We start from the raw sequence: 20,226 nt of genomic DNA, 5'->3' as shown, positions 1-20,226 counted from the left end.
GACATTTTCCGGACATAAATGCAGCAATTCTGCATAAGATGGGATCTTAAATCTTGTAACAAGGTGAGACGATGAAAGGAGACATCTCTTGCTATTCGAATGAGAAAATTGATTTGATTCGGAGGCAACCCAACATGAATTCAAAGCAGTTTGAAGTTCTTAAAAAACAAATTAAAAATATGACACCCTGTCAGCTAAGAACACTAAAAACTGAGATATCTCAAACCTTATCAGAGCCTAAAAACGCTCTACTAACTGATGAAGAGCAACGACTTATAGCGAGCTTATTTCGCTAGCATAACTTGCTAAAAAAGCAAATCCACATTACGCTTTAACTAGGTATAGGGGGTGATTATGGCAGTATCTGCAGTCCAACCCGGCTATCAGCTAATCGAGCAGTCATCTAAAATGGCAGAGGAAGCTGCGCGCGAAATATACCAACTCAAAGCGACCAACCCTATCGAAAAAGATAACTCCTACCAGTTCAATGAGGTGGAATTCAAGCCGCCTGAAACCTCACAGATAGAACCTATGGTCAAGCTCACTCAAGCAGAGCAGTATAGCCGTATTGGTACCAATGTATTACAGAGAGACCAAGAAATGATCGGTACATTGCTTGATATTCATGTTTAGGTTAAATTTACTTCTCATTAAAGAATAAATGTTGTCTTCCTCGTAACAGACGCTAGAATCGCTCGACAACACTATTTTTTTCATCACCATGCCCAAACTCAACTTGTCTAGTCATGACAGAACGTCAAACTTCAATACAGAATTATGTTCAGCTACTCTAGAGAGTAGGCTTTTGCCTAGCTCAGCCCCAATTGAGCAGTCGCTGACGCAAAGTCCATATATCTCCGCAAAAAACTTAGATAAGCGGTGGAACGTTTTATCTGACATGACAGAACAACAGCACTTACTCGACCCGACCACAAGAAGTCTGTCTGATACGTATAACAAAAACATTGAACACTTTATCGGCACAGTAAAAGTTCCTGTCGGAGTCGCAGGCCCACTTCGCATTAATGGCCTGCATGCTCATGGCGATTTCTTGATCCCACTTGCCACCACTGAAGCAGCATTAGTTGCATCATACAATCGTGGAGCCCAACTCATTACATCTGGCGGTGGTGCGAGTGCGATATTGCTCAACGAAGGCGTGACACGAACACCAGTGTTTGAATTTCATAGCCTGGCTCAGGCAGGACAATTTGTAGCTTGGGTGGTAACGCAGTATGAACAATGTAAGAAGATTGCTGAATCGACAACTGCACATGGTCAGTTGAATGATGTCAGTGTAAATATAGAGGGTAACCGAGTATACCTTATCTTTGAGTTTCATACCGGTGATGCTTCAGGGCAGAACATGGTTACGATAGCAACCAATGAGGTGTTTAACTATATATGTGCACATTCACCAATCAAAGCTCAAGAAGCTTTTCTTGATGGAAACTTATCGGGTGATAAAAAGCCCAACACTTGCACATTAAAGCATGTCAGGGGTAAAAAGGTTTCTGCTGAAATAAACCTATCTAAAGATCTAGTAGAGAAGTATCTACATACCACACCAGAAAAAATGGTTAAGTTTGGTCAAATGACGACAACAGGCGCCTCACTTAGTGGCGGAATTGGCGTTAATGCTCACTATGCAAATGCACTTGCCGCTCTCTATACTGCATGTGGCCAGGATATAGCCTGCGTAGCTGAGTCCGCGATTGGCATCACGCGTATGGAAATTAATATGGATGGCGGTCTATATGCTTGTGTTACTTTACCCAACATCATGGTCGGCACTGTAGGTGGTGGCACACATCTACCCAGCCAAAGAGCATGTCTAGAAATCATGGGATTATATGGCACTGGAAAATCAAAAGCGCTCGCCGAAGTCACTGCTGGCCTCTGCTTAGCTGGCGAACTATCCATTGTTGGAGCATTTTGTGCTGGTCACTTCTCGAAAGCACACCAAAAACTAGCAAGGTAAACGCTCTCTTCTCCACCAGCTCATCATGCGCCAATACAAAATTGGCGCATGGTGGTGATAGTCTAAAACTATTTTCCCCTCCCCGACATAAGAAAAAACCAATTTATTGAACGACTAATATTATTGGCTAACAGTTTAAGGCTAGTATCAAACGTCACTCATAAGAAATAGTTCACACTACTAATTTCTCATCCCATTTTTATCACATAACAACATTTAACGTTCGTTTTATTTTCGAATCATCATTAATTTGATGATCCTGATCGGGTTTAGTCAGACAAAGACTAACATAAAAAGCTACAATATGGTTATATAACGAAAACCAAACGCTCGAACGAACATTTTACTATGGCGGTTTTATGATTAATAGTTGCTTAAGTGACCAAAAAGAACAAGAACTACTGGATATCATTGTTGTAGGTGGAGGAATAAATGGCGCTGGGATAGCGGTCGATGCCGCAGGGCGAGGCCTCAAAGTAGGACTGTATGAAGCCCAAGACTTTGCTGGAGCCACCTCCTCTGCAAGCTCAAAACTAATACATGGAGGCTTGAGATATCTAGAACACTATGAGTTTCGTCTAGTCAGCGAATCCTTAGCAGAACGAGAAGTTCTACTAGCAAAAGCGCCACATATCGCTTTCCCTATGAGATTTAGATTACCCCATCGCCCTTTTTTACGCCCCGCTTGGATGATTCGTGCAGGCCTTTTCCTCTATGATCACCTGGGAAAGCGTACATCTCTACCAGGGAGTAAAAAGATTGCGCTCGATAACCAAAACGTTATGCAGCCTGAACTGAGTATTGGATTCGAATACTCAGACTGCTGGGTTGATGATGCAAGGCTTGTGGTGCTTAACATTATACAAGCTCGTGAGCTGGGAGCTGAAGTAAGTAATTATTGCCAAGTGACCAAAGCAAAACGGGAGAACGGTGTTTGGCATGTAGAGATACATGATCTTCGTTCAGGGCAAACATTTATTAGAAGGTCTAAAGCCTTAGTTAATGCTACCGGACCATGGGTGAAAGACTTCCTCACTGAAAATGCTGAGTTAAACTCACCTTATGGTATTCGGTTAATAAAAGGATCGCACATTATCGTACCCAAAGTTCACGATGAAGAACAGGCGTACATTATGCAAAATGAAGATCACCGTATCGTTTTTGTGATTCCCTATTTGGGTCGGTTTTCAATCATAGGAACCACTGACGTTGAGTACCACGGAGATCCCAGAAACGTATCGATAAGCGATGATGAAAAACAGTATTTGCTCAAGGTCACCAACAGCCACTTCCGTAAACAATTAACATTGGATGACATTGTTTGTGACTTTAGTGGTGTTCGTCCACTTTGCGATGACGAGTCGGATTCACCTCAAGCGATTACTCGTGATTACACGCTTTCTTTAGATCACAAAGAAAACCAAGCGCCACTATTGTCAATTTTTGGTGGTAAGCTAACAACATATAGAAAGCTAGCTGAATCAGCAATACAGCAATTATCTCCATATTTTGACCTTAACAAACCATGGACGAAAGACACTCCTTTACCCGGAGGGGAGAACTTCTCATGGCCAGCCATGCAATCCCAACTCGCTGCTAATATTCCATTTGTTGACGCTGATACACGTTCACGTTGGATTCAGTCTTATGGCAGCCGAGTGAATCGATTGCTAAGTGGCGTCAAAACCAAACAAGATTTAGGAATAATGTTTGCGCCAGGTATCTATCAAAAAGAAATTGATTATCTCGTTAAACACGAGTTCGCAGTGGGCGTTGACGATGTTCTTAAGCGCCGCAGTAAACTGCATTTGCTGTGTGATGATGAATGTTATCTTGCCATCTCTAATTACCTAGAAAGCCACGAGTACGAGAAAAATAAATACTGTGCTTGAATACAGAGCATAAGCCCAATAGTATTTTATTGGGCTTATGCATCAACTATCCATTTATTAAAAGTCTTTATTATTACTTAAGTGATTTTCTTTGTAATGAATAAACGCTTGATTCAATGCGAGTTCTTTGATTGGTTTAATGATGACATAATCAGCCCCTGCATTTAGAAAGGCACGCTTGGTATCTTGCATACCATCAGCAGTACAAGCAAAGATTGGCGTATCCAACATCATATCTTCACGAATTATTTTAGTCGTTTCAATCCCACCTAAATTGGGCAATTGATTATCCATAAGAATTAGGTCAATGTCGTTCTGTTGTTTGAGCTTTTCGATCGCGTTATAACCATCTTGGACCCATATTACATCCATGCCATACTTTTCACAAAAAGCCTTAGCAATGAACGCATTAGTATGATTATCTTCGACCAAAAGTACGTTTAGCGGTCGCTCAAATAAACTCGCTGGTTCAACTAACGTATTGGTTTCCACTTGCTCTGCAGATTCAACGAGTTCAATAGGTATGGATAGCTGTAAATACGTACCTCTGCCGATAGTACTCTCTATTTCTATTTCACCGTTCAACATTTCCACTAGGCTATGGACAATAGCAAGCCCGAGGCCACTCCCTCCATATTCTCTTGTGGTGGTCGATTCAGCTTGTACAAACGGTTCAAAAATATGGGTTATCCGCTCTTGTTCTATACCAATTCCTGTGTCTTTTACACCGACATTCAAATAGTACCCTGTCGGTTGCTTACGACACATTATTGATACTGTTACACTCCCCCTGTGTGTAAATTTGATAGCATTACTCACAAGGTTGAATAAAATCTGATTAAGCCTTACCTGATCACTATAGGCAAAAGTCTCATCGCTAAGATTAGTAACGACTTCAAAACTAACACCCTTTTCTTCACACAAAGGTGTGTATATTTTTTCTACGGCACTGACCAATTCCACAAGTCGGAAATCGACAGACTGGATTTGAAACTTACCTTGCTCTATTTTTGAAAAGTCTAAAATATCATTGAGTACTGCCAATAAGTGTTCACCACTATTACACAGTACATCGAGGTGCTCAACATCTTGAGTATCTGATAACTTTCCTTTTAGTAACTGTGAAACGCCTAAAATACCGTTCAAGGGAGTTCTCAGTTCATGACTCATCTTTGCCAAAAATTCAGATCTTGCTTTTGCCGTCTCTTCTGCCTCTCTCCTTGCAGCAAGACTTTGGACCTCTGCTTCAACAAAGCTTGTCACATCTTGCCCTTGAGCCAAAACATTATTTACTCCCTTATCTATAAATATAGGTGACAGGTTCCAACGATATGTTTTGTCTCTTATTGATATGTTAATGCCTTTTAATGCCGCACCTTTTGCACATAAGCGTATGTGAGGGCCAAGCTTTTCAATGAGTAAATGGTAGTCGCCATTCTCTGACTCATTATTGACCAAAAAGCTTCTTTCAGCGGCTGGATTACTTCTTAATAACTGTCCTTGCGCATTCCATAACGTCATTGGCGATAGCGAGAAGTTAAATAAGTCCGCAAATTGTTTCTCTTGCTCATGAAATCGTTGGAAAGATAGCTCAAAAGAGGAACCGATTTGGTCAAACTCTTCTATGTGTGAGCCAAGAAATCGAGTCATTCCTTTCGTTTCGACCGAACTTTCTGTATATTTCATCAGCTTCACCAGTTCTTTTGAGACTCGCTTACCAAGCCATAAACGGCCATATACCGCGATCAAGAAAAGGAGTACAACAGCCACTGCAACCCACATATAGTGGCTGCGCACCATAATAACAATGGGTTTGTTATCCTGAATGGTATAGATAGACAAAAACGTTGGAACGTCACTGATGGTCAAATCTGTTTTCGAAACCATATATTGACTTGCAGTAAAATCCACTGCTGACTCTTCCAACCATTCGATATGACTTAAATCGATATCTTTCGTGCTTGATGCGATAACTTCTGATCCGACAGCAAGCAATACTTGATCAGCATTACTGCCTCTCAACACCGCACTCATAAGAGAAAAGTTGTTGTTTAGTACGACCGCAATATGTAAGTAACCCAGTACTTCTCCAGACGCCATATTGATAATAGGAACACGACGTACCATAAGATAACGGGTACCCAGTAAAGAAGGGGTTTGAGATAAATGCCAGCTACCCCCTGTCGTCATATCTTGGCTTATGTGCGATAGCTGCTCCGTTGAAAGGCCATAAAACTGATAATTGGAATCATCCCAAACTATTTGAGATTGCTCTGTAACAAAACGAAAATCAGGCGCTAACTCTGGAGTCGCTTGATCAATACCATTAAAAAATCGAGCGAGTCGATTAGTATCCTTTGCGATAAAGGCATCGACAAGTGAGCCATTACGACTGTAACTATCTTGCTGTATTTCAAGGGCTTCGAGCCTAAAATTTAAAATCTGCTGAACCAAACTCTGGGTTTGAAGCTTAGAGCGAGCTACTTCTTGTGAGACGACTTGTCGATTTACTTGGTAATTCTGTAATACGACCACCAAGGATAAAACCGCTATAGTAAGAAAAATCGAACGCGTTAATAAAGTGGCAAGACGCTTTTTAGTCCTTCGCCGAGCTAAAAATGACATTATTGATCCGAATACCTAAAAGCTCTCTGCTTTAATTTGTCAATTTTGGTTTGCATATCAGTTCTCGTTACCAATTCAAAGTCTCCAGAATAAACATCTGGCACATCTTTGCCTTCAATGTCCCATTTAATCGCTTCAGCCAAAGCAACACCAGTATCATCATTCATGCGCATCGCAGTGACCGCCAAGTCCCCTTTACTCAATGCCTCTAATTCAGCACTGCCTCCCCCCCAACCGTTAATAAGAATGTCATTCCTATTCAATTTTTTCAGGGCTTGAGCAGCGCCCAGTGCTACATCTGTAGAACATGCGTAAATAAAGGAAATCTCGGGGTCTTTCTCCACAGCCTTAATAGCAGCATTATAGCCAGACTCTTGTGTCGCAGTCGTATAGAAAGATGATGACAGTTGATAAGAATCGTGGTGACTCATTTCTTCAATAAAAGTATCTCCACGAGCATCACTGACATAGCCTTCAGAAAAATATAACACTGAATAACGACTTCCAGCTGGCACGTTTTCTTTATAATAGTTCTTGAGTAGACGCATGCCTTTAACATGGTCAAAGCCAACATACATAAAGGGTTTTTGGTCTCCCCATGCTCTAACTGGCGTAGTGATATTTTGTAAAACAAGCTTGGTATCAGTGGAGCTGAGTACATTTTCAATAAATTTTCGGTGTCGGGTAGTGTCCAAGGTAAAAATTAAATAATCCGCTTTATTCTGCACTGCTTCTAGCAGCGATAGGCTTTGCTGTCTTACGTCTAAGTTGGGGCGAGTAAACACCTGTTTAATCTCATATTTAACACCCAACTCTTTAAGCCGGGCCTCAAAAGATTTAATGTTTCTAACCCAGTAATCTGAGACTTGCTGTCCGGGATAGACAACCGAGATGGATAGAGGCGTAGTTTGTTTGGTTGAGATTGGGATTGGAGCATTTCTTACAGCTTCCGTTAACTCTTGGCTTAGCCCTTTCTGTTCTGGGTTGGCTTCTAAATATTCCTCATATTGCCAATACCCATTTAGCACTTGGGTCGTATGTGCACACGTCACTACAGGGACCACTATGGCGAGTGTTATGAGCGCTAGCTTGAACATGATTTAACCTTTTAATAAAGATATTTATATTGCTGCACATATTACATAGGGTTCGCCCACCTTTCGAGCCGAATTATCAAATGTTTGAAAGTTTTTGTTTTAAGCAAAGTTGTATCCTAGATAAATTTAAAAACCAGTAGATACAAACTTTGCATTCATAGCCATTTAAAGTTCAAAACAAGAGTCTAAAAAGTAAATGCTAAATTTCCGGATAGTCCATATTGGTTGTCACCGGCATAACTAGCCGCTAAGTCAAAACTCACCAAATCAGCAGGGCTTATACCAACACCGAATGTGAAGGAATTATCGAGCGTATCTTCTAGGTCAATTTCATACCCAAGCCTCAACTGCGCCCAACCCATCGCATTTCCTTCCACACCAAAGCGTAAAAATTGCGTATCATCATTTTGATCCGTAAACCTTTTTTGTTTGGTTAAATCAAAATCTGTGGAAGCCGTAAAATATTCAAGTGCATAACTCCCTGATACCGTAATCTGGGTATTTAATTTATATTGACTGACACCACCGATATTTAACGTATTGAGCTCTTGAGAGAAGAGATCTTTAACCGCAACGCCTGCTCGAAACTGTTCGTATAACCATACAGCTCCTAGATCTACGTTAAATGCATTCTTTTTGGTTTCACTTTTGTCATAATCACTGATATCAAAATCTTCAACCGTGATTGCTTGCTTGTAAGTTCTCATGGTTTGAAACTTTGGAGAGATACCAACGGAAACATCTTGCCCTAGGAAATTCACTCGTTTCGCAATAGCCACACCAAACTCACCGTAACCAAAGGCAATCACATCAACACTTGAGTTTTCATAACGAGTTTGAGTGTCTGCTGAACTAGAAATGTCACTCTTGGCGATTATTTCAGCGTAACCACGGGTGAATATATTTGTAGATAGGACATCAACAGGAAGTGCTATGGCAGCAACCGCGCCTCCATTTACTCCAAGTGGTTTATCATCGGATAGTTGGTCTAAATAACTATTCAGCCTCGCCTCTGCACTAGTATCTGAGGGGTTAGCTTTGAACGCTTTAATCTCATCTTGCAGTTTATCAACAGTATCAAGAGTCTCATCTGTATCTCTTAGCCTTATACCGACACCAGGAAACAAAACACCAAACTTGTCTGAGTCTCTGTGAAGCGCAACCAGTGCAGGGTTGTAAAAAGGAGCCAAAAGGTAGTCAGCCGACGTTACACCCGTATTCCCCATCCCGTTACCTCGCCCATCTGGGACTACGGTTGCTGCATTCACCACTATAGCCATCCATGCTACCGACCACATTATCGTGGCTTTTATTAACAGTTTCATATCCATACCAACCTTATTAGAGTTACAAATTTAAGGTTAATACAAAATTTGTTCATTTGACGGTCATACAAAGAAACAATGTGTTACAAAGTGATTTTTGTGGGGAAGGTTTAATATTACCTCGCAGCTTACAGAGAATCATAACTATCAGGCGTTAAAATGATCCAATTGACTCAAGTTTCCTCAATGTCGATAAGCTCATCTAAAACAACCGCTTTCTGTATCAGCTTTTCTTTTAGTGCTTTGGACAATTTTTTGATGCGGTATTCATATTTAGAGGCCGTGGAGCGGCTTTTCCCAACTGCTTCAAACCATTCGAGCGTTAGTGGGCCTTTACCTTTAAGAGATTTGGCACCTGAGCCTTGGCAGTGTTGCAAATACCGGCGTGATACATCCGTTGTTATACCGCAATAAAGGGAGTTGAAACGAGTCCGAATCAAGTAGACATACCATATCGGACTCGATCTCTTTGCCTGTTTAGATGTCATTTAAGAAACAAGGCTTTCTACTTGCAGACGAAGTACTTCAATCTGAGCTTTCAATTCAGCCACCTCAATCTCAAGCAATTCGATTCTTTTACTATCAGAGCTGATATTTACAGCGGGAGAAAATGCAGCAATAGCGTCAACATCGACCTCACCGCTAAATAGATGCATATAACGGGATTCTCGTTTACCTGCCTCTCTTGGCAACTTTACGACTAAGGGCGACTCATCACCAGAAGCCATATTTTCGAGAATTGATTCTACTTCTTTAACATCTGAAAAATCTGCTAGGCGATTAGTACGAGTTCTAAGTTCACCCGGAGTTTGCGCGCCGCGAAGCAGTAAACAGCAGACGATGGCTTTTTGCTGAGATGTTAACTTTAAATCGCCAAATTCTGTATTGCAGAAGCGATGCTGAAACTTACTTGCTCGACTATTAAATCCACTCTCGTCACTTACTAATCTTCGAGCAATTAATCCATCTACTGCTTGTTGAACATCGGTTTCAGACAATGCCATAACAGGTTCACGATTACTCTTCTGATTACAAGCACTGGTAAGGCTATTTAGGGTCAAAGGGTAATAATCTGGAGTGGTGACTTCCTTTTCTATCAAGCAGCCAATGACACGCGCTTCAATATCGCTTAATTCTATATTCATTATCGTTTCCTTAAGTCATACCTTTCTAGCTTAGTGCTCAGAAAGAATCGATGGCTTTTTTATATTACCATACTCGTCAATCATAATGATTTTTCTACGATTTAATTCAACTTCTGTCAATTCTTGACTGCGACATTCTTTACGATAAGCCTCAACAATTTTGCTCGACTGCTGAGATAACTCTGCCTTTTCAACCTTTGGAATTACAATGTCAGACGCTCGCATAACCTTATCTTTCTATTCTATTAATAAAGAAATAATATCCCGACTGCTGCCTGCACTCAACGACGGGATTGGCTTTTTGGTGATAAACTAGTCATCATTAGAGAGTTGTTGATCTTAAACCTGTTATCGACAGAAATGTTGTGGTTTAATCTCTGTAGTTTTAAGGTAAGTAAAAGCAGGAAAAACACTTATGAGTGGAGTATTTGAAATCGTAGCTCAAGCACGCAGAAAGAATAAACTGAAGCGTGAACTGCTCGACAATGAAAAAAAAGTTCGCGATAACCGTAAAAGAGTCGATCTTCTGGATAACTTGATGGACTATATCAAACCAGACATGACGCCTGATGAAATCGTAGCCATCATCAAAAATATGAAAGCAGATTACGAAGATCGTGTAGACGACCATATAATAAAAAGCGCGGAGATCTCCAAAGAGCGCCGTGATATCAGCCGACGTATTCGTGAACTGACTGAAGAAGATAAACAAGTGGTACAAGGTAAAAAGAAATAACCCCAGTTTTTTCTTGAAGTGTGCCCGCTTAATTCAAGCGGGCATTTTTGTAGCATCCCTGAGTTATTTACTCGTCTTCGTCATGCATTTGTGCCCAAACTTGAGCGCATTTTACTGCGCGCTTCCATCCCTTATAACGACGGCTGCGTTTTTCTTCATCATGATGAGGAACAAAGGTCTTATCTATGGTGGCTTTACCTGCAACTTCATCAAGGCTTTGCCAGAACCCTACCGCCAACCCAGCAAGATAAGCCGCTCCCAGAGCAGTAACCTCTGTCACTTGAGGGCGAAGTACTTGCGTATCTAATACATCAGATTGGAACTGCATCAAAAAATTGTTTGCAACTGCGCCGCCATCCACTCGAAGTGCTTCAAGCTTTATCCCAGAGTCCGCTTGCATGGCATCCAATACATCACGAGTCTGGTACGCAATCCCTTCCAACGTTGCCCGTATAATATGGTTGGAGTTAACGCCGCGGGTTAAGCCAACAATGGTCCCTCTTGCATAGGCGTCCCAGTATGGCGCGCCAAGGCCAGTAAATGCTGGAACCACATAGACACCATTGGATGAGTCGACCTTAGTGGCAAAGTACTCTGAATCCTTTGCATCGGCCAGAAGCTTCATTTCATCTCGTAGCCACTGAATAGAGGCGCCACCCATAAATACCGCACCTTCAAGAGCGTAAGCAGGTTCACCAGATGGACCACATGCCAATGTGGTTAGCAGGCCATTCTTCGACGTCACTTTTTCTTGGCCCGTGTTCATCAGCAAAAAGCAGCCTGTTCCGTACGTATTTTTCGCCTGCCCTGCATTAACACACATTTGACCATAAAGAGCCGCTTGCTGATCTCCGGCGATACCGGCAATCGGGATTCTCGTCCCCCCTTTACCACCAATATTCGTTTGCCCGTAAACTTCTGACGACTTCTTCACTTCTGGCATCATGGACAAAGGAATATCCATCTCTTGGAGCAGTTTTTCATCCCATTGAAGTGTGTTGATGTTAAACAACATGGTTCTGGAGGCATTGGTATAGTCGGTCACATGCACTCGGCCCTGAGTCATTTTCCACAGTAACCAAGTATCAACGGTGCCGAATAACAATTTTCCTGCGTTAGCGTCTTCGCGCGCACCTTCTACATTATCAAGAATCCACTTAATTTTTGTGCCTGAGAAATATGGGTCGAGTACCAAGCCTGTATTCTCTTGGACGTACTCTTCCAGACCTCGACTTTTCAACTCTTCACAAATGGCTGCTGTGCGGCGGCACTGCCAAACAATCGCATTATAAACGGGCTTTCCTGTGTCTTTATTCCAGACGATAGTGGTCTCACGTTGGTTAGTAATACCAATACCCGCCACTTCATCACTACGGATGCCCGATTTGCCCAAAGCTTCCACCAATACCGAGCTTTGTGTGGCATAGATTTCCATAGGATCATGCTCAACCCAGCCAGCCTGAGGATAAATTTGCGTAAACTCTCGCTGAGACACACTGACAATGTTGGCATCATGGTCGAGTACAACTGCGCGGGAACTGGTTGTGCCTTGATCGAGCGCGACAATATACTTTGGCTCCGTCATAATAGTTTCCTTTTAATTCAATATTTATAGCAATAATTTTAGTATTAAACGTGAGCCTCTTGACTCTCTTCCGCGTCATCACACTGATTAGGAATCGTGCAGCCAGTGCCCGTATTCGGTAGATATTGCGCTATCACCCTAGGGTAAGCCCAAGCGCCAAAACATGCGCCCGCAATAGGACCAAGAATAGGAACAATAAAATAAGGAATGTCTTTAGCACCTGTTAGCGCAAAGTCCCAACCCGCTATGTAGGCAAAAAGTTTTGGTCCGAAGTCACGCGCAGGGTTCATTGCAAACCCAGTTAGCGGGCCTAGCGAGCTACCAATGACTGCGATCAACACACCAATCAACAGCGGGTTCATAGGGCCTCGAGCCGCACCGTTATTCTCATCACCCAGCGCCAAAATCGCAAACATAAGCACGGCCGTTATCACAAACTCGACCGCCAACGCCCCAGAAAATGACAAAGACGCATGAGAATAAGTTGAGAAAATACCTGCTGTTGCAAGAGCTTCTTGACTAGATCGCACAAAACCATGGGTTATTTCGTAATCGATAAATAAATTGCTGTACAAGCTATACACTAATGCAGCACTACAAAATGCCCCTAACATTTGAGCGACAATGTAAGGCACAACCTTAGTTTTATCAAAACCATGAAACGCTGCCAATGCAATAGTGACAGCAGGATTAATATGCGCTCCCGATACACCAGCAGTACAATAAATGGCAATTGCTACCCCAAAGCCCCATACCACACTAATTTCCCACTGGCCAAACTGAGCCCCTGTTAACACTAGGGCGGCGACACAGCCAACACCAAAGAAAATCAGTAATCCAGTCCCTATGAACTCGGCAATACATTCACCGAGTAAGGTGGGTTTTCTTGTCATCATAGTAAGAGTCCTTGTTTACATTATTGGGTATGATTGGTTTTGTTATAATTGCGAATTGTATTCTGCATACCTGACTAACAGATGAAACGTTCCTAGGCCATTAATGAGCGTTCGAGCACATTTTGTTTCATTTATGTTCTCTATTTTGTTAATTAACTCTACTTTTGATACTCTTCTTTAACAATTGAGTATGGGTAAACAAAGTTGACACGATAAAGCTAGAGAGTTGATGGTATCGGGCGTTGTTCCTTTGAAATGATTGAATTGGTCAATAGGATTATCGACTAATAAACTAAAGCTAATGACTCTGTTGTAATTTAATAGGGTTTCTCAAACGGCATTATCGCTTAGACTTTTAGAGAATGGCATAAACGAGCAAAAACGAAGAATATCGAAAATCAAATACTTAGAAATTTGAATGGTATTGATTAGCGATAGTTGAGATGATCATTAAGGATAGACTGCATCGCACCATTTGATTTAATCACCTTAAGGCCTTGGTTAAATAGCGCCATATTGGATTGGCTTTGAGGGTTAGATTTTGGCATTAACAAGTGCACTGAGTTTGTAAACAAAGGCTTGGGATGATAACTAAACTCCGACCTTTTATCGCCTAAACCTTGAGTTTTCAGTACATAATTGAAACTGGTGATGTACAAAGGCGCGAGATCGATAGAACCGTCAAGCAGTTTTTTTACATTCTCCGTTTCATCATAAACACGCACCACCTTTATCTCACCACTTTTTTCAGCCGCTTCAAACACATCACCATAATAGCCACCTATTAATGCGCTGATAGTATAGCCCTTAAGATCGCTAACATTGCGCCAACTAAAATCGAGCGAATTATTGTAAAAAAAATGGGCACTAATTTTATACACCGGCTCACTGATTAAAAAATCTTCTTCGTGCGCTTGGTTATACTCCCACAATGCGGCTGCATCGGCTTTTCCTTGTGCGGCATGGTCAAAAGCTTCCTTCCAAGTGTTCATTTGCTTGTAATCAATACTAACATTCTGGCTTTCAAATGCCGCAGTGACAATTTGAGCGTTAATACCAAAGCCCGGCAAATCTTTTGAATGATATGGAGGATATTCGCTCACTGTTATGGTTAGTGGCTTCGAAGACACCACTGAAGGTAGAGATACCAAAAAGATTAAGAGCAAAAAGAATCTGGGGATAACTTTAAAACCTTTAGACATTTACTTTCCACACTAAGTACTATGAATGACTTGAATCTACATAGCAAAGTCTAGTTGTGGCTTTTGGCAAGTGCGAATTTTATCTCTGGTTAGCGACGATAAAAAGAACCTCAACACGTCGATTACAAGCTTTACCTGCCCTTGTACTATTGGTACATGCCGGCACATACTCACCATAGCCACGGGTAAAGATAGCGTCCATCGCCACGTTATTACGAATCAATTGTTGTTTTACTGCTTTTGCGCGTTTCATCGATAACACATCATTGCGCGATGGTGGCCCTGTATTATCTGTGTGCCCATCAATGACGATATCAATGCCTGGCTGGGTGGCTAAATAACTGCCCATTTTATTGAGCCAATAAGCTGAGCTCGGCTCAACCATTGAAGAACCCGTATTAAATTTAATAGTGTCAGTCAGCTTTACCATCAGGTGATCGCCAGGCAAAACTTCATGCTCAACACCATTTTTCATCAAAAAGCTTTGTAAATCGCTGTAACTGGCTTCACGTCCCACCGGCCCCATCACTCCTGACCTAGATGCAACTCTCGGCGCATTACCCCAAGATGGATAACGAACGTCCATATCTGTTTTTGGCGCAGTTTCTAGCATATCGTCTGTCATATAGCGCATTTCTTTTGCAAGGTTGCCACACCCAGTCAGTAGCAGAAGAAGCGGTAAAGCAAGATATTTCATCGAACCACCATACTTTTTGTTGCGATACATGATTTATATCGGCGAACTAGGAAATACTTTAATTATAAATGAAGACTTTTTTGTCGTTGAAATGCTAGCTTCAAAGAGTTTTTTTCAGGGCCATGACAAGGTAGAATCAATACCTAAGATTGATACATCACCTTAATGGTAAAGAGTACCAAGTATGAGAAAAATACTAGCCTTTGCGGGTCTTATCCTCGTGGCTTTGCTGGCAGGTTGCAGCAAAAGCGAACACCCACAAGAAGGCAAACAATTTGAACGCTTACCTACCGATTTGTCCGCTTATCAACTTCCCGTTGTTACTGAGGTTTTCTCTCTCAATTGTGGTCACTGCGCTAATATGGAGTCTGCGATCCCCCAGCTTGAAGCCGCGACCAATCAGACATTTGGTAAGGTCCATGTCATTTTTAATCAAAGTGCCCAAGTCAGTGCCATGATCTATTACAGCGCGCAAACCCAACTAGGAACAACCCCAAGCCATGACTTGATGAATGCGATGTTTAATGCGGTGCAAATAGAAGGCGCAACTGCGCAGCAACAAAAGCAGGCCATCAACAAAGCATTTACCGACCAAGATCTATCCAGCCCTGATAAATTAACAGAGGATCAGCGAAGAACCTTATTCGCCGAAATGCAGCAAGCTGCTGAAATATCTCAAAAAGGCCAGATAAATGCTGTCCCTACCTTTATTGTTAACGGCAAGTACATGGTACTCCTTGCCGGACACAAAGATCTCGATGGCATTGCAAACACTATCAACTATCTTATCCAACAACCCTAACAATTATGGAAAGACCTTATGTCTAAAATTATTATTCCTATCGTCATCTTGGTTCTCGCGGGCTTTATGATTTACCGCACTTTAGTGACAAGCAAAGCGGGAGAAGAGAACTTCGCGGCGGGTCAAGCCTTTTTGCTCGAAAATGGCAAACAAGAAGGTGTTATTACCACCGAAAGTGGCCTGCAGTATAAAGTGCTTTCGAAAGGCGAAGGTACAAGCAACCCTAGTCCCAAAAGTAAGGTAAAAGTGCATTACCATGGCACACTTATCGACGGCACTGTCTTTGATAGTTCAGTGGAGCGAGGTGAGCCGATTTCATTTGGTTTAAATCAAGTGATCAAAGGCTGGCAAGAAGGTTTAACTTATATGGTTGAGGGCGATAAATTCCGCCTATTTATTCCTAGCACCCTAGCTTATGGAAAAAAAGGCACAGGCCCTATCCCACCTGCATCAACGTTGATCTTTGATGTAGAACTACTCGAGATCCAGTAAAAGGCTTATGACCCTTTCATGGCAAAGTGGAAGGGTCACACCAAAACTCAATAATGCGCCTACTAGGCCATCTCTCCTACTTCTCTTTGTAAATGCTTAGCTAAATGTTGGCGAATGAAGCTCACATCGGCTTTGTGAAATTCATCAATGGGTAAATTATCCAAGCAAAGCCAATGAAAAGTCTGCTGGCGGCTTGAGTCGTTTGCGCTTGGCTCATCATGATGACTGGCATGTAACACCACGTAGTAGATACGACCGCCGTATTCATTAATATCGCTATAAGTTGCAACGTGAGATAAGCCGCTCATGTTCGTTTCTTCGTATAGCTCGCGGATAGCAGCGTTAGTGCCCGACTCATTGGTTTCTACTTCCCCGCCGGGAAACTCAAACACCATACCTTGGTTCGAGCGATAACGTTCTTGGATCAAAACTTTACCTTGTTTGATGACCACCGCCATCGATAAATACTTCATTAAAGACTCCTTGAGAATAAGCAGACACTATCGGCTGAGCGACAAAAACGGGAACAAACGACGAGTAATATACTGCCGTTATGACGTTGCATCTAAATCCAAGCCGCAAGGTTAGCGAAATATATTACTGAGTTCTGATACTGCGTTCAAAAAACACGATATCCATAACAAAAACGGCACCTTAAGGTGCCGTTAAATGATGAGTTTTACTTTCAAACTGCCTACTTGTGCTTTTTCTGCACAAATTCTTTACTCACATCCACAATCGCCACGTCGGTGACAAAACTTCTACCCAAAAGTAACGGGTAGTTGAGATGAGTGCGGTCGGCCAGAGTAAACTCGGTTTTTTCTTTTAGATCGCCCAGTTGAACCCAAGATTCCACCACAGCACGGCGCTGAGATTCTTCAGAGCTGGACTGGCGAACCTTAACCCATCGCACCACAGGCAGTGCCATCTGCTTACTCTTTTTACCATCATGTTCAATGGTAAACTTGACCCAATCTTGTCCGTCGCGCTCGAATTCGACAATGTCAGTGGCACTGATTGAAGACGTTGTAGCACCAGTATCAATCCGCGCCTTAAAGTTCTCTTCAAGCCCCGGAACATAGACCCACTCTTGCTGACCCAAAATCAGCTTGCCATCGCCAGTTTTCTTTGGCTGAGGCTTGGGTTTGACGGGTTCGGGCTTTTCAGCAATTTGCTTATCTTTATCTACCTCAGAGCCATCAGGCTTGTCTTTGGGTTCTTCAATTGCGGGTTTAGGTTGTGGTTCCTCAGGCTTCTGACTTGTGGTTGAACAAGCCATCAATCCTCCACTAAGTAGCATAGCTACCAAAGCTTTTGACGCTTTATCCATTCGATCACCTAACTTTCTAACAACGTGTCTTTGACAGAAAGGCCCACTTTAGTGTGAGCCTTAACACAAAACCTAACAAACTTTCACTATCGCATCGGCAACATATGCCATGTCTTTTTCTGCTAAACCAGCGATATTGATTCGCCCGTCAGCAACCCCATAAATGCCATAGTCTTCGCGCAGTTGTACCATCTGCTGTTGGCTAAATCCTAGCATAGTAAACATACCTTTGTGGTTTTCGATAAAATCAAACTGTGACGTGTTATGAGTATTTCGAAACTCTTGGCATAAACTCTTTCTCAAGCTCACCAATCTTTGTTGCATTTCGCTAAGCTCTTGTTTCCAAAGCTTAGTCAACTCTTGGTTTTGTAATACAGTTCTAACCAGTGCCGCACCATGATCTGGTGGTGTGGTGTATGTCGCACGAGCTAGTGTGAGCAATCGCCCTTTGGCATTGCCCACTTCTTCCAATGATTTACCCACCACAAGCGCTGCCCCTGTTCTTTCTCTGTAGAGGCTGAAATTCTTCGAGCAAGAGGTCGTAACAAGCATTTCTTCAACATTATCGGCCATAAAGCGCAGCCCCTGAACATCTTGCTCTAAGCCATCACCAAAACCTTGATAAGCCACATCGACAAAAGGCACGAACCCATTTTTCTGTGCAAGCTCAGTGATGGCTTGCCACGTAGCAAAATCAATATCTGCGCCCGTTGGGTTATGGCAGCAGCCATGCAATAAAACCACGTCATTTGGGCCAGCCTGAGACAACTCTTCCAACATACGACTCGTATCGACTTGCTTGGTTTGCGGGCTAAAGTAGGTGTACTGTTTAACCTTCAAGCCCGCCGCTTCCATTACTGGTCTGTGATTGACATAACTTGGGTTGGACAGCCACACGCAAGTATCTCGCTGAGCAACTTTGATTAAATCGCCCAACATTCTTAGCGCCCCACTTGCGCCAGGAGTCTGTATGGCCGCCACTCTCTCCATCGCAGAAGTACCCGATAGGAGCAGGTCAATCATACCTTGGTTAAACTCCTCACATCCCGCAGGGCCAACATAAGCTTTGGTTGTTTGCGATGCGACAACAATATCTTGAGCTTGAGAAATAGCCTGCATTATCGGGGTTTGGCCAGCGCTGTTTTTATACACGCCAACCCCTAAATCCACCTTGTGTTCGCGAGGATCACTGCGAAAAATACCAGATAAAGAAAGAATAGGGTCTAAAGCGGGTGTCGGTAGATGAGAAAACATGTGACGAAATAATCCTTTGCTATTTTGATTGCAACGCTCAACTTAGCATTGAACCTAAAAATGTCGAAATAAAATTTTAACCTCGACTCACATTACCGAGGAAAAATCACTGTCATAGTACAATGAAGGTTATCAGTTAAGCATTCTCTCTTTCTACTGTTCCAAGTAAAAAGCCTCGCTTGTGCGAGGCTCAAAGCTAAGTCATAAATCTAAAAGGATCACCCGCTACTGGGTAAATATCGGCAGCTGCTCCTCAGTCAACACGCTGTCTTTAGCAAAATCGGTATGCTCAGTCACTTGGCTAACATTCCAATTGCTTAGGTCTTGTGAAAAGATGGCATTGCCTTTAAACATCTGTTTCATATTGGTAACACTTGACGTATCCCAATTGCCAATATCCTGGTTAAAAGCTTTTGCACCATTAAACATCCTAGTCATATCAGTTACATTAGCGGTATCCCAAAGGCCTATATTTTGATTAAACGCACTAGTCCATTCAAACATGGCAAACATACTATTGACCTTTGAGGTATCCCAGTTACCGATATCCTGGTCAAAAGCACGTGCGTTATTGAACATATAAGACATCTTGACCACGCTCGAAGTGTTCCAATGGCTTATATCCTGGTTAAATACAGAACCTCTAAACATAGCATGCATATCAATTACTTTTGAGGTATCCCAATACCCTATATCTTGGTTAAACGCGCTATTGTAGGCAAACACCTGAACCATTCTAGTAACATTAGATGTATCCCAATGACCGATATCTTGATTAAAGGCCTTGGCATTCATAAACATGCTATGCATACTGGTAAGTTTCGAAGTATCCCAATGGCCGATATCTTGATTAAAAGCCTTTGCAAGATAAAACATAGCCCCCATATCAGTCACATTAGACGTATCCCAGTAACCGATATCTTGATCAAAGGCCTTTGCACCAGAAAACATCCCGTGCATTGAGGTGACATTTGAGGTATCCCAATCGCTGATATCGGCATTAAAGGTGGTTCTTTCGTAGAACACGCCATCCATATTGGTGACTTGGGTGGTACAAAAGCCAATATAGCCTTGCTCTAGGTTATCGAGCAGAGTTTGGTTTCTAATCAAATCGTTGTCGACCACCACATAGACTTTACCATTTTCCATTAGCACGGAATTGACAGG

The 20,226-nt window shown here is 42.3% G+C and carries 21 protein-coding genes; 7 read left to right on the top strand and 14 right to left on the bottom strand.

What is annotated here, in order from left to right; all coding sequences use genetic code 11:
- Nucleotides 1-71: 71 nt before the first annotated feature.
- From MHN79_RS14700 to glpD, 4 genes are all read left to right on the top strand, one after another.
- The gene (locus tag MHN79_RS14700; protein WP_239173491.1) at nucleotides 72-296 is read left to right on the top strand and encodes a hypothetical protein; all 225 of its coding nucleotides are present in this window, start codon (nucleotides 72-74) and stop codon (nucleotides 294-296) included.
- A gap of 58 nt (nucleotides 297-354) precedes the next feature.
- Entirely contained in the window at nucleotides 355-633 is a 279-nt protein-coding gene (locus tag MHN79_RS14695) for a hypothetical protein (RefSeq protein WP_239173490.1), read from the top strand.
- A gap of 88 nt (nucleotides 634-721) precedes the next feature.
- On the top strand, nucleotides 722-1,981 hold the full coding sequence (locus MHN79_RS14690; protein WP_239173489.1) for a hydroxymethylglutaryl-CoA reductase: 1,260 nt from the start codon (nucleotides 722-724) through the stop codon (nucleotides 1,979-1,981).
- Nucleotides 1,982-2,340: 359 nt separating this feature from the next.
- Complete coding sequence (glpD, locus tag MHN79_RS14685) at nucleotides 2,341-3,873, top strand: glycerol-3-phosphate dehydrogenase (RefSeq protein WP_239173488.1); 1,533 nt, start codon at nucleotides 2,341-2,343, stop codon at nucleotides 3,871-3,873.
- Between the two features lie 57 nt (nucleotides 3,874-3,930).
- Here the strand turns inward: glpD and luxQ are convergent, their stop codons facing one another.
- The 6 genes from luxQ to MHN79_RS14655 all read right to left on the bottom strand — a co-directional run bounded on the left by luxQ (nucleotide 3,931) and on the right by MHN79_RS14655 (nucleotide 10,290).
- Complete coding sequence (gene luxQ, locus MHN79_RS14680) at nucleotides 3,931-6,498, bottom strand: quorum-sensing autoinducer 2 sensor kinase/phosphatase LuxQ (protein ID WP_239173487.1); 2,568 nt, start codon at nucleotides 6,496-6,498, stop codon at nucleotides 3,931-3,933.
- Complete coding sequence (locus tag MHN79_RS14675; protein ID WP_239173486.1) at nucleotides 6,498-7,595, bottom strand: substrate-binding domain-containing protein; 1,098 nt, start codon at nucleotides 7,593-7,595, stop codon at nucleotides 6,498-6,500. The genes luxQ and MHN79_RS14675 overlap by 1 nt, the downstream gene beginning before the upstream one ends.
- Nucleotides 7,596-7,780: 185 nt before the next feature.
- Complete coding sequence (locus tag MHN79_RS14670; protein WP_239173562.1) at nucleotides 7,781-8,893, bottom strand: conjugal transfer protein TraF; 1,113 nt, start codon at nucleotides 8,891-8,893, stop codon at nucleotides 7,781-7,783.
- A gap of 200 nt (nucleotides 8,894-9,093) precedes the next feature.
- Nucleotides 9,094-9,408 (bottom strand): GIY-YIG nuclease family protein, encoded by a 315-nt coding sequence (locus tag MHN79_RS14665; protein WP_239173485.1) that lies wholly within the window; start codon nucleotides 9,406-9,408, stop codon nucleotides 9,094-9,096.
- Nucleotides 9,409-10,065, bottom strand: coding sequence for a YceH family protein (locus tag MHN79_RS14660; RefSeq protein WP_239173484.1), 657 nt, complete (start codon nucleotides 10,063-10,065; stop codon nucleotides 9,409-9,411).
- Between the two features lie 30 nt (nucleotides 10,066-10,095).
- Complete coding sequence (locus tag MHN79_RS14655) at nucleotides 10,096-10,290, bottom strand: hypothetical protein (protein WP_152432018.1); 195 nt, start codon at nucleotides 10,288-10,290, stop codon at nucleotides 10,096-10,098.
- A gap of 190 nt (nucleotides 10,291-10,480) precedes the next feature.
- Between MHN79_RS14655 and MHN79_RS14650 the strand changes: the two genes are divergently transcribed.
- Nucleotides 10,481-10,801: a DUF496 family protein gene (locus tag MHN79_RS14650; RefSeq protein ID WP_114786348.1), complete on the top strand. Its 321-nt coding sequence runs from the start codon at nucleotides 10,481-10,483 to the stop codon at nucleotides 10,799-10,801.
- 67 nt (nucleotides 10,802-10,868) lie between these two features.
- On the opposite strand, the gene glpK is transcribed toward MHN79_RS14650, so the two are convergent.
- The 4 genes from glpK to MHN79_RS14630 form a co-directional block, all read right to left on the bottom strand.
- Complete coding sequence (glpK, locus tag MHN79_RS14645; RefSeq protein ID WP_239173483.1) at nucleotides 10,869-12,386, bottom strand: glycerol kinase GlpK; 1,518 nt, start codon at nucleotides 12,384-12,386, stop codon at nucleotides 10,869-10,871.
- Nucleotides 12,387-12,430: 44 nt separating this feature from the next.
- On the bottom strand, nucleotides 12,431-13,282 hold the full coding sequence (locus tag MHN79_RS14640; protein WP_275436415.1) for an MIP/aquaporin family protein: 852 nt from the start codon (nucleotides 13,280-13,282) through the stop codon (nucleotides 12,431-12,433).
- A 428-nt stretch (nucleotides 13,283-13,710) separates the two neighbouring features.
- Nucleotides 13,711-14,484, bottom strand: a complete 774-nt coding sequence (locus MHN79_RS14635) for a transporter substrate-binding domain-containing protein (protein ID WP_239173482.1) — start codon at nucleotides 14,482-14,484, stop codon at nucleotides 13,711-13,713.
- A 79-nt stretch (nucleotides 14,485-14,563) separates the two neighbouring features.
- Nucleotides 14,564-15,181, bottom strand: a complete 618-nt coding sequence (locus tag MHN79_RS14630; protein ID WP_239173481.1) for an OmpA family protein — start codon at nucleotides 15,179-15,181, stop codon at nucleotides 14,564-14,566.
- A gap of 184 nt (nucleotides 15,182-15,365) precedes the next feature.
- Here MHN79_RS14630 and MHN79_RS14625 point away from each other — a divergent pair, with 184 nt between their 5' ends.
- Nucleotides 15,366-15,983 (top strand): thiol:disulfide interchange protein DsbA/DsbL, encoded by a 618-nt coding sequence (locus MHN79_RS14625; protein ID WP_239173480.1) that lies wholly within the window; start codon nucleotides 15,366-15,368, stop codon nucleotides 15,981-15,983.
- Nucleotides 15,984-16,001: 18 nt separating this feature from the next.
- Nucleotides 16,002-16,475, top strand: a complete 474-nt coding sequence (locus MHN79_RS14620; RefSeq protein ID WP_239173479.1) for an FKBP-type peptidyl-prolyl cis-trans isomerase — start codon at nucleotides 16,002-16,004, stop codon at nucleotides 16,473-16,475.
- A gap of 62 nt (nucleotides 16,476-16,537) precedes the next feature.
- Here MHN79_RS14620 and MHN79_RS14615 read toward each other — a convergent pair whose 3' ends face one another.
- From MHN79_RS14615 to MHN79_RS14600, 4 genes are all read right to left on the bottom strand, one after another.
- Nucleotides 16,538-16,948 (bottom strand): NUDIX hydrolase, encoded by a 411-nt coding sequence (locus MHN79_RS14615; protein WP_239173478.1) that lies wholly within the window; start codon nucleotides 16,946-16,948, stop codon nucleotides 16,538-16,540.
- A gap of 221 nt (nucleotides 16,949-17,169) precedes the next feature.
- Complete coding sequence (locus tag MHN79_RS14610; protein ID WP_239173477.1) at nucleotides 17,170-17,805, bottom strand: ATP-dependent zinc protease; 636 nt, start codon at nucleotides 17,803-17,805, stop codon at nucleotides 17,170-17,172.
- Between the two features lie 72 nt (nucleotides 17,806-17,877).
- Nucleotides 17,878-19,059, bottom strand: coding sequence for an amino acid aminotransferase (locus MHN79_RS14605; protein WP_239173476.1), 1,182 nt, complete (start codon nucleotides 19,057-19,059; stop codon nucleotides 17,878-17,880).
- A gap of 225 nt (nucleotides 19,060-19,284) precedes the next feature.
- The coding region (locus MHN79_RS14600; protein WP_239173475.1) for a BspA family leucine-rich repeat surface protein at nucleotides 19,285-20,226 on the bottom strand (942 nt) is incomplete at its 5' end.

Origin of the sequence: Vibrio sp. Of14-4 (assembly GCF_022347625.1) — a bacterium.
Classification (GTDB): Bacteria; Pseudomonadota; Gammaproteobacteria; order Enterobacterales; family Vibrionaceae; genus Vibrio; species Vibrio pristinus.
Note: the sequence above shows the minus strand (reverse complement) of the source record. Positions and strands in the feature narration are given on the sequence as shown.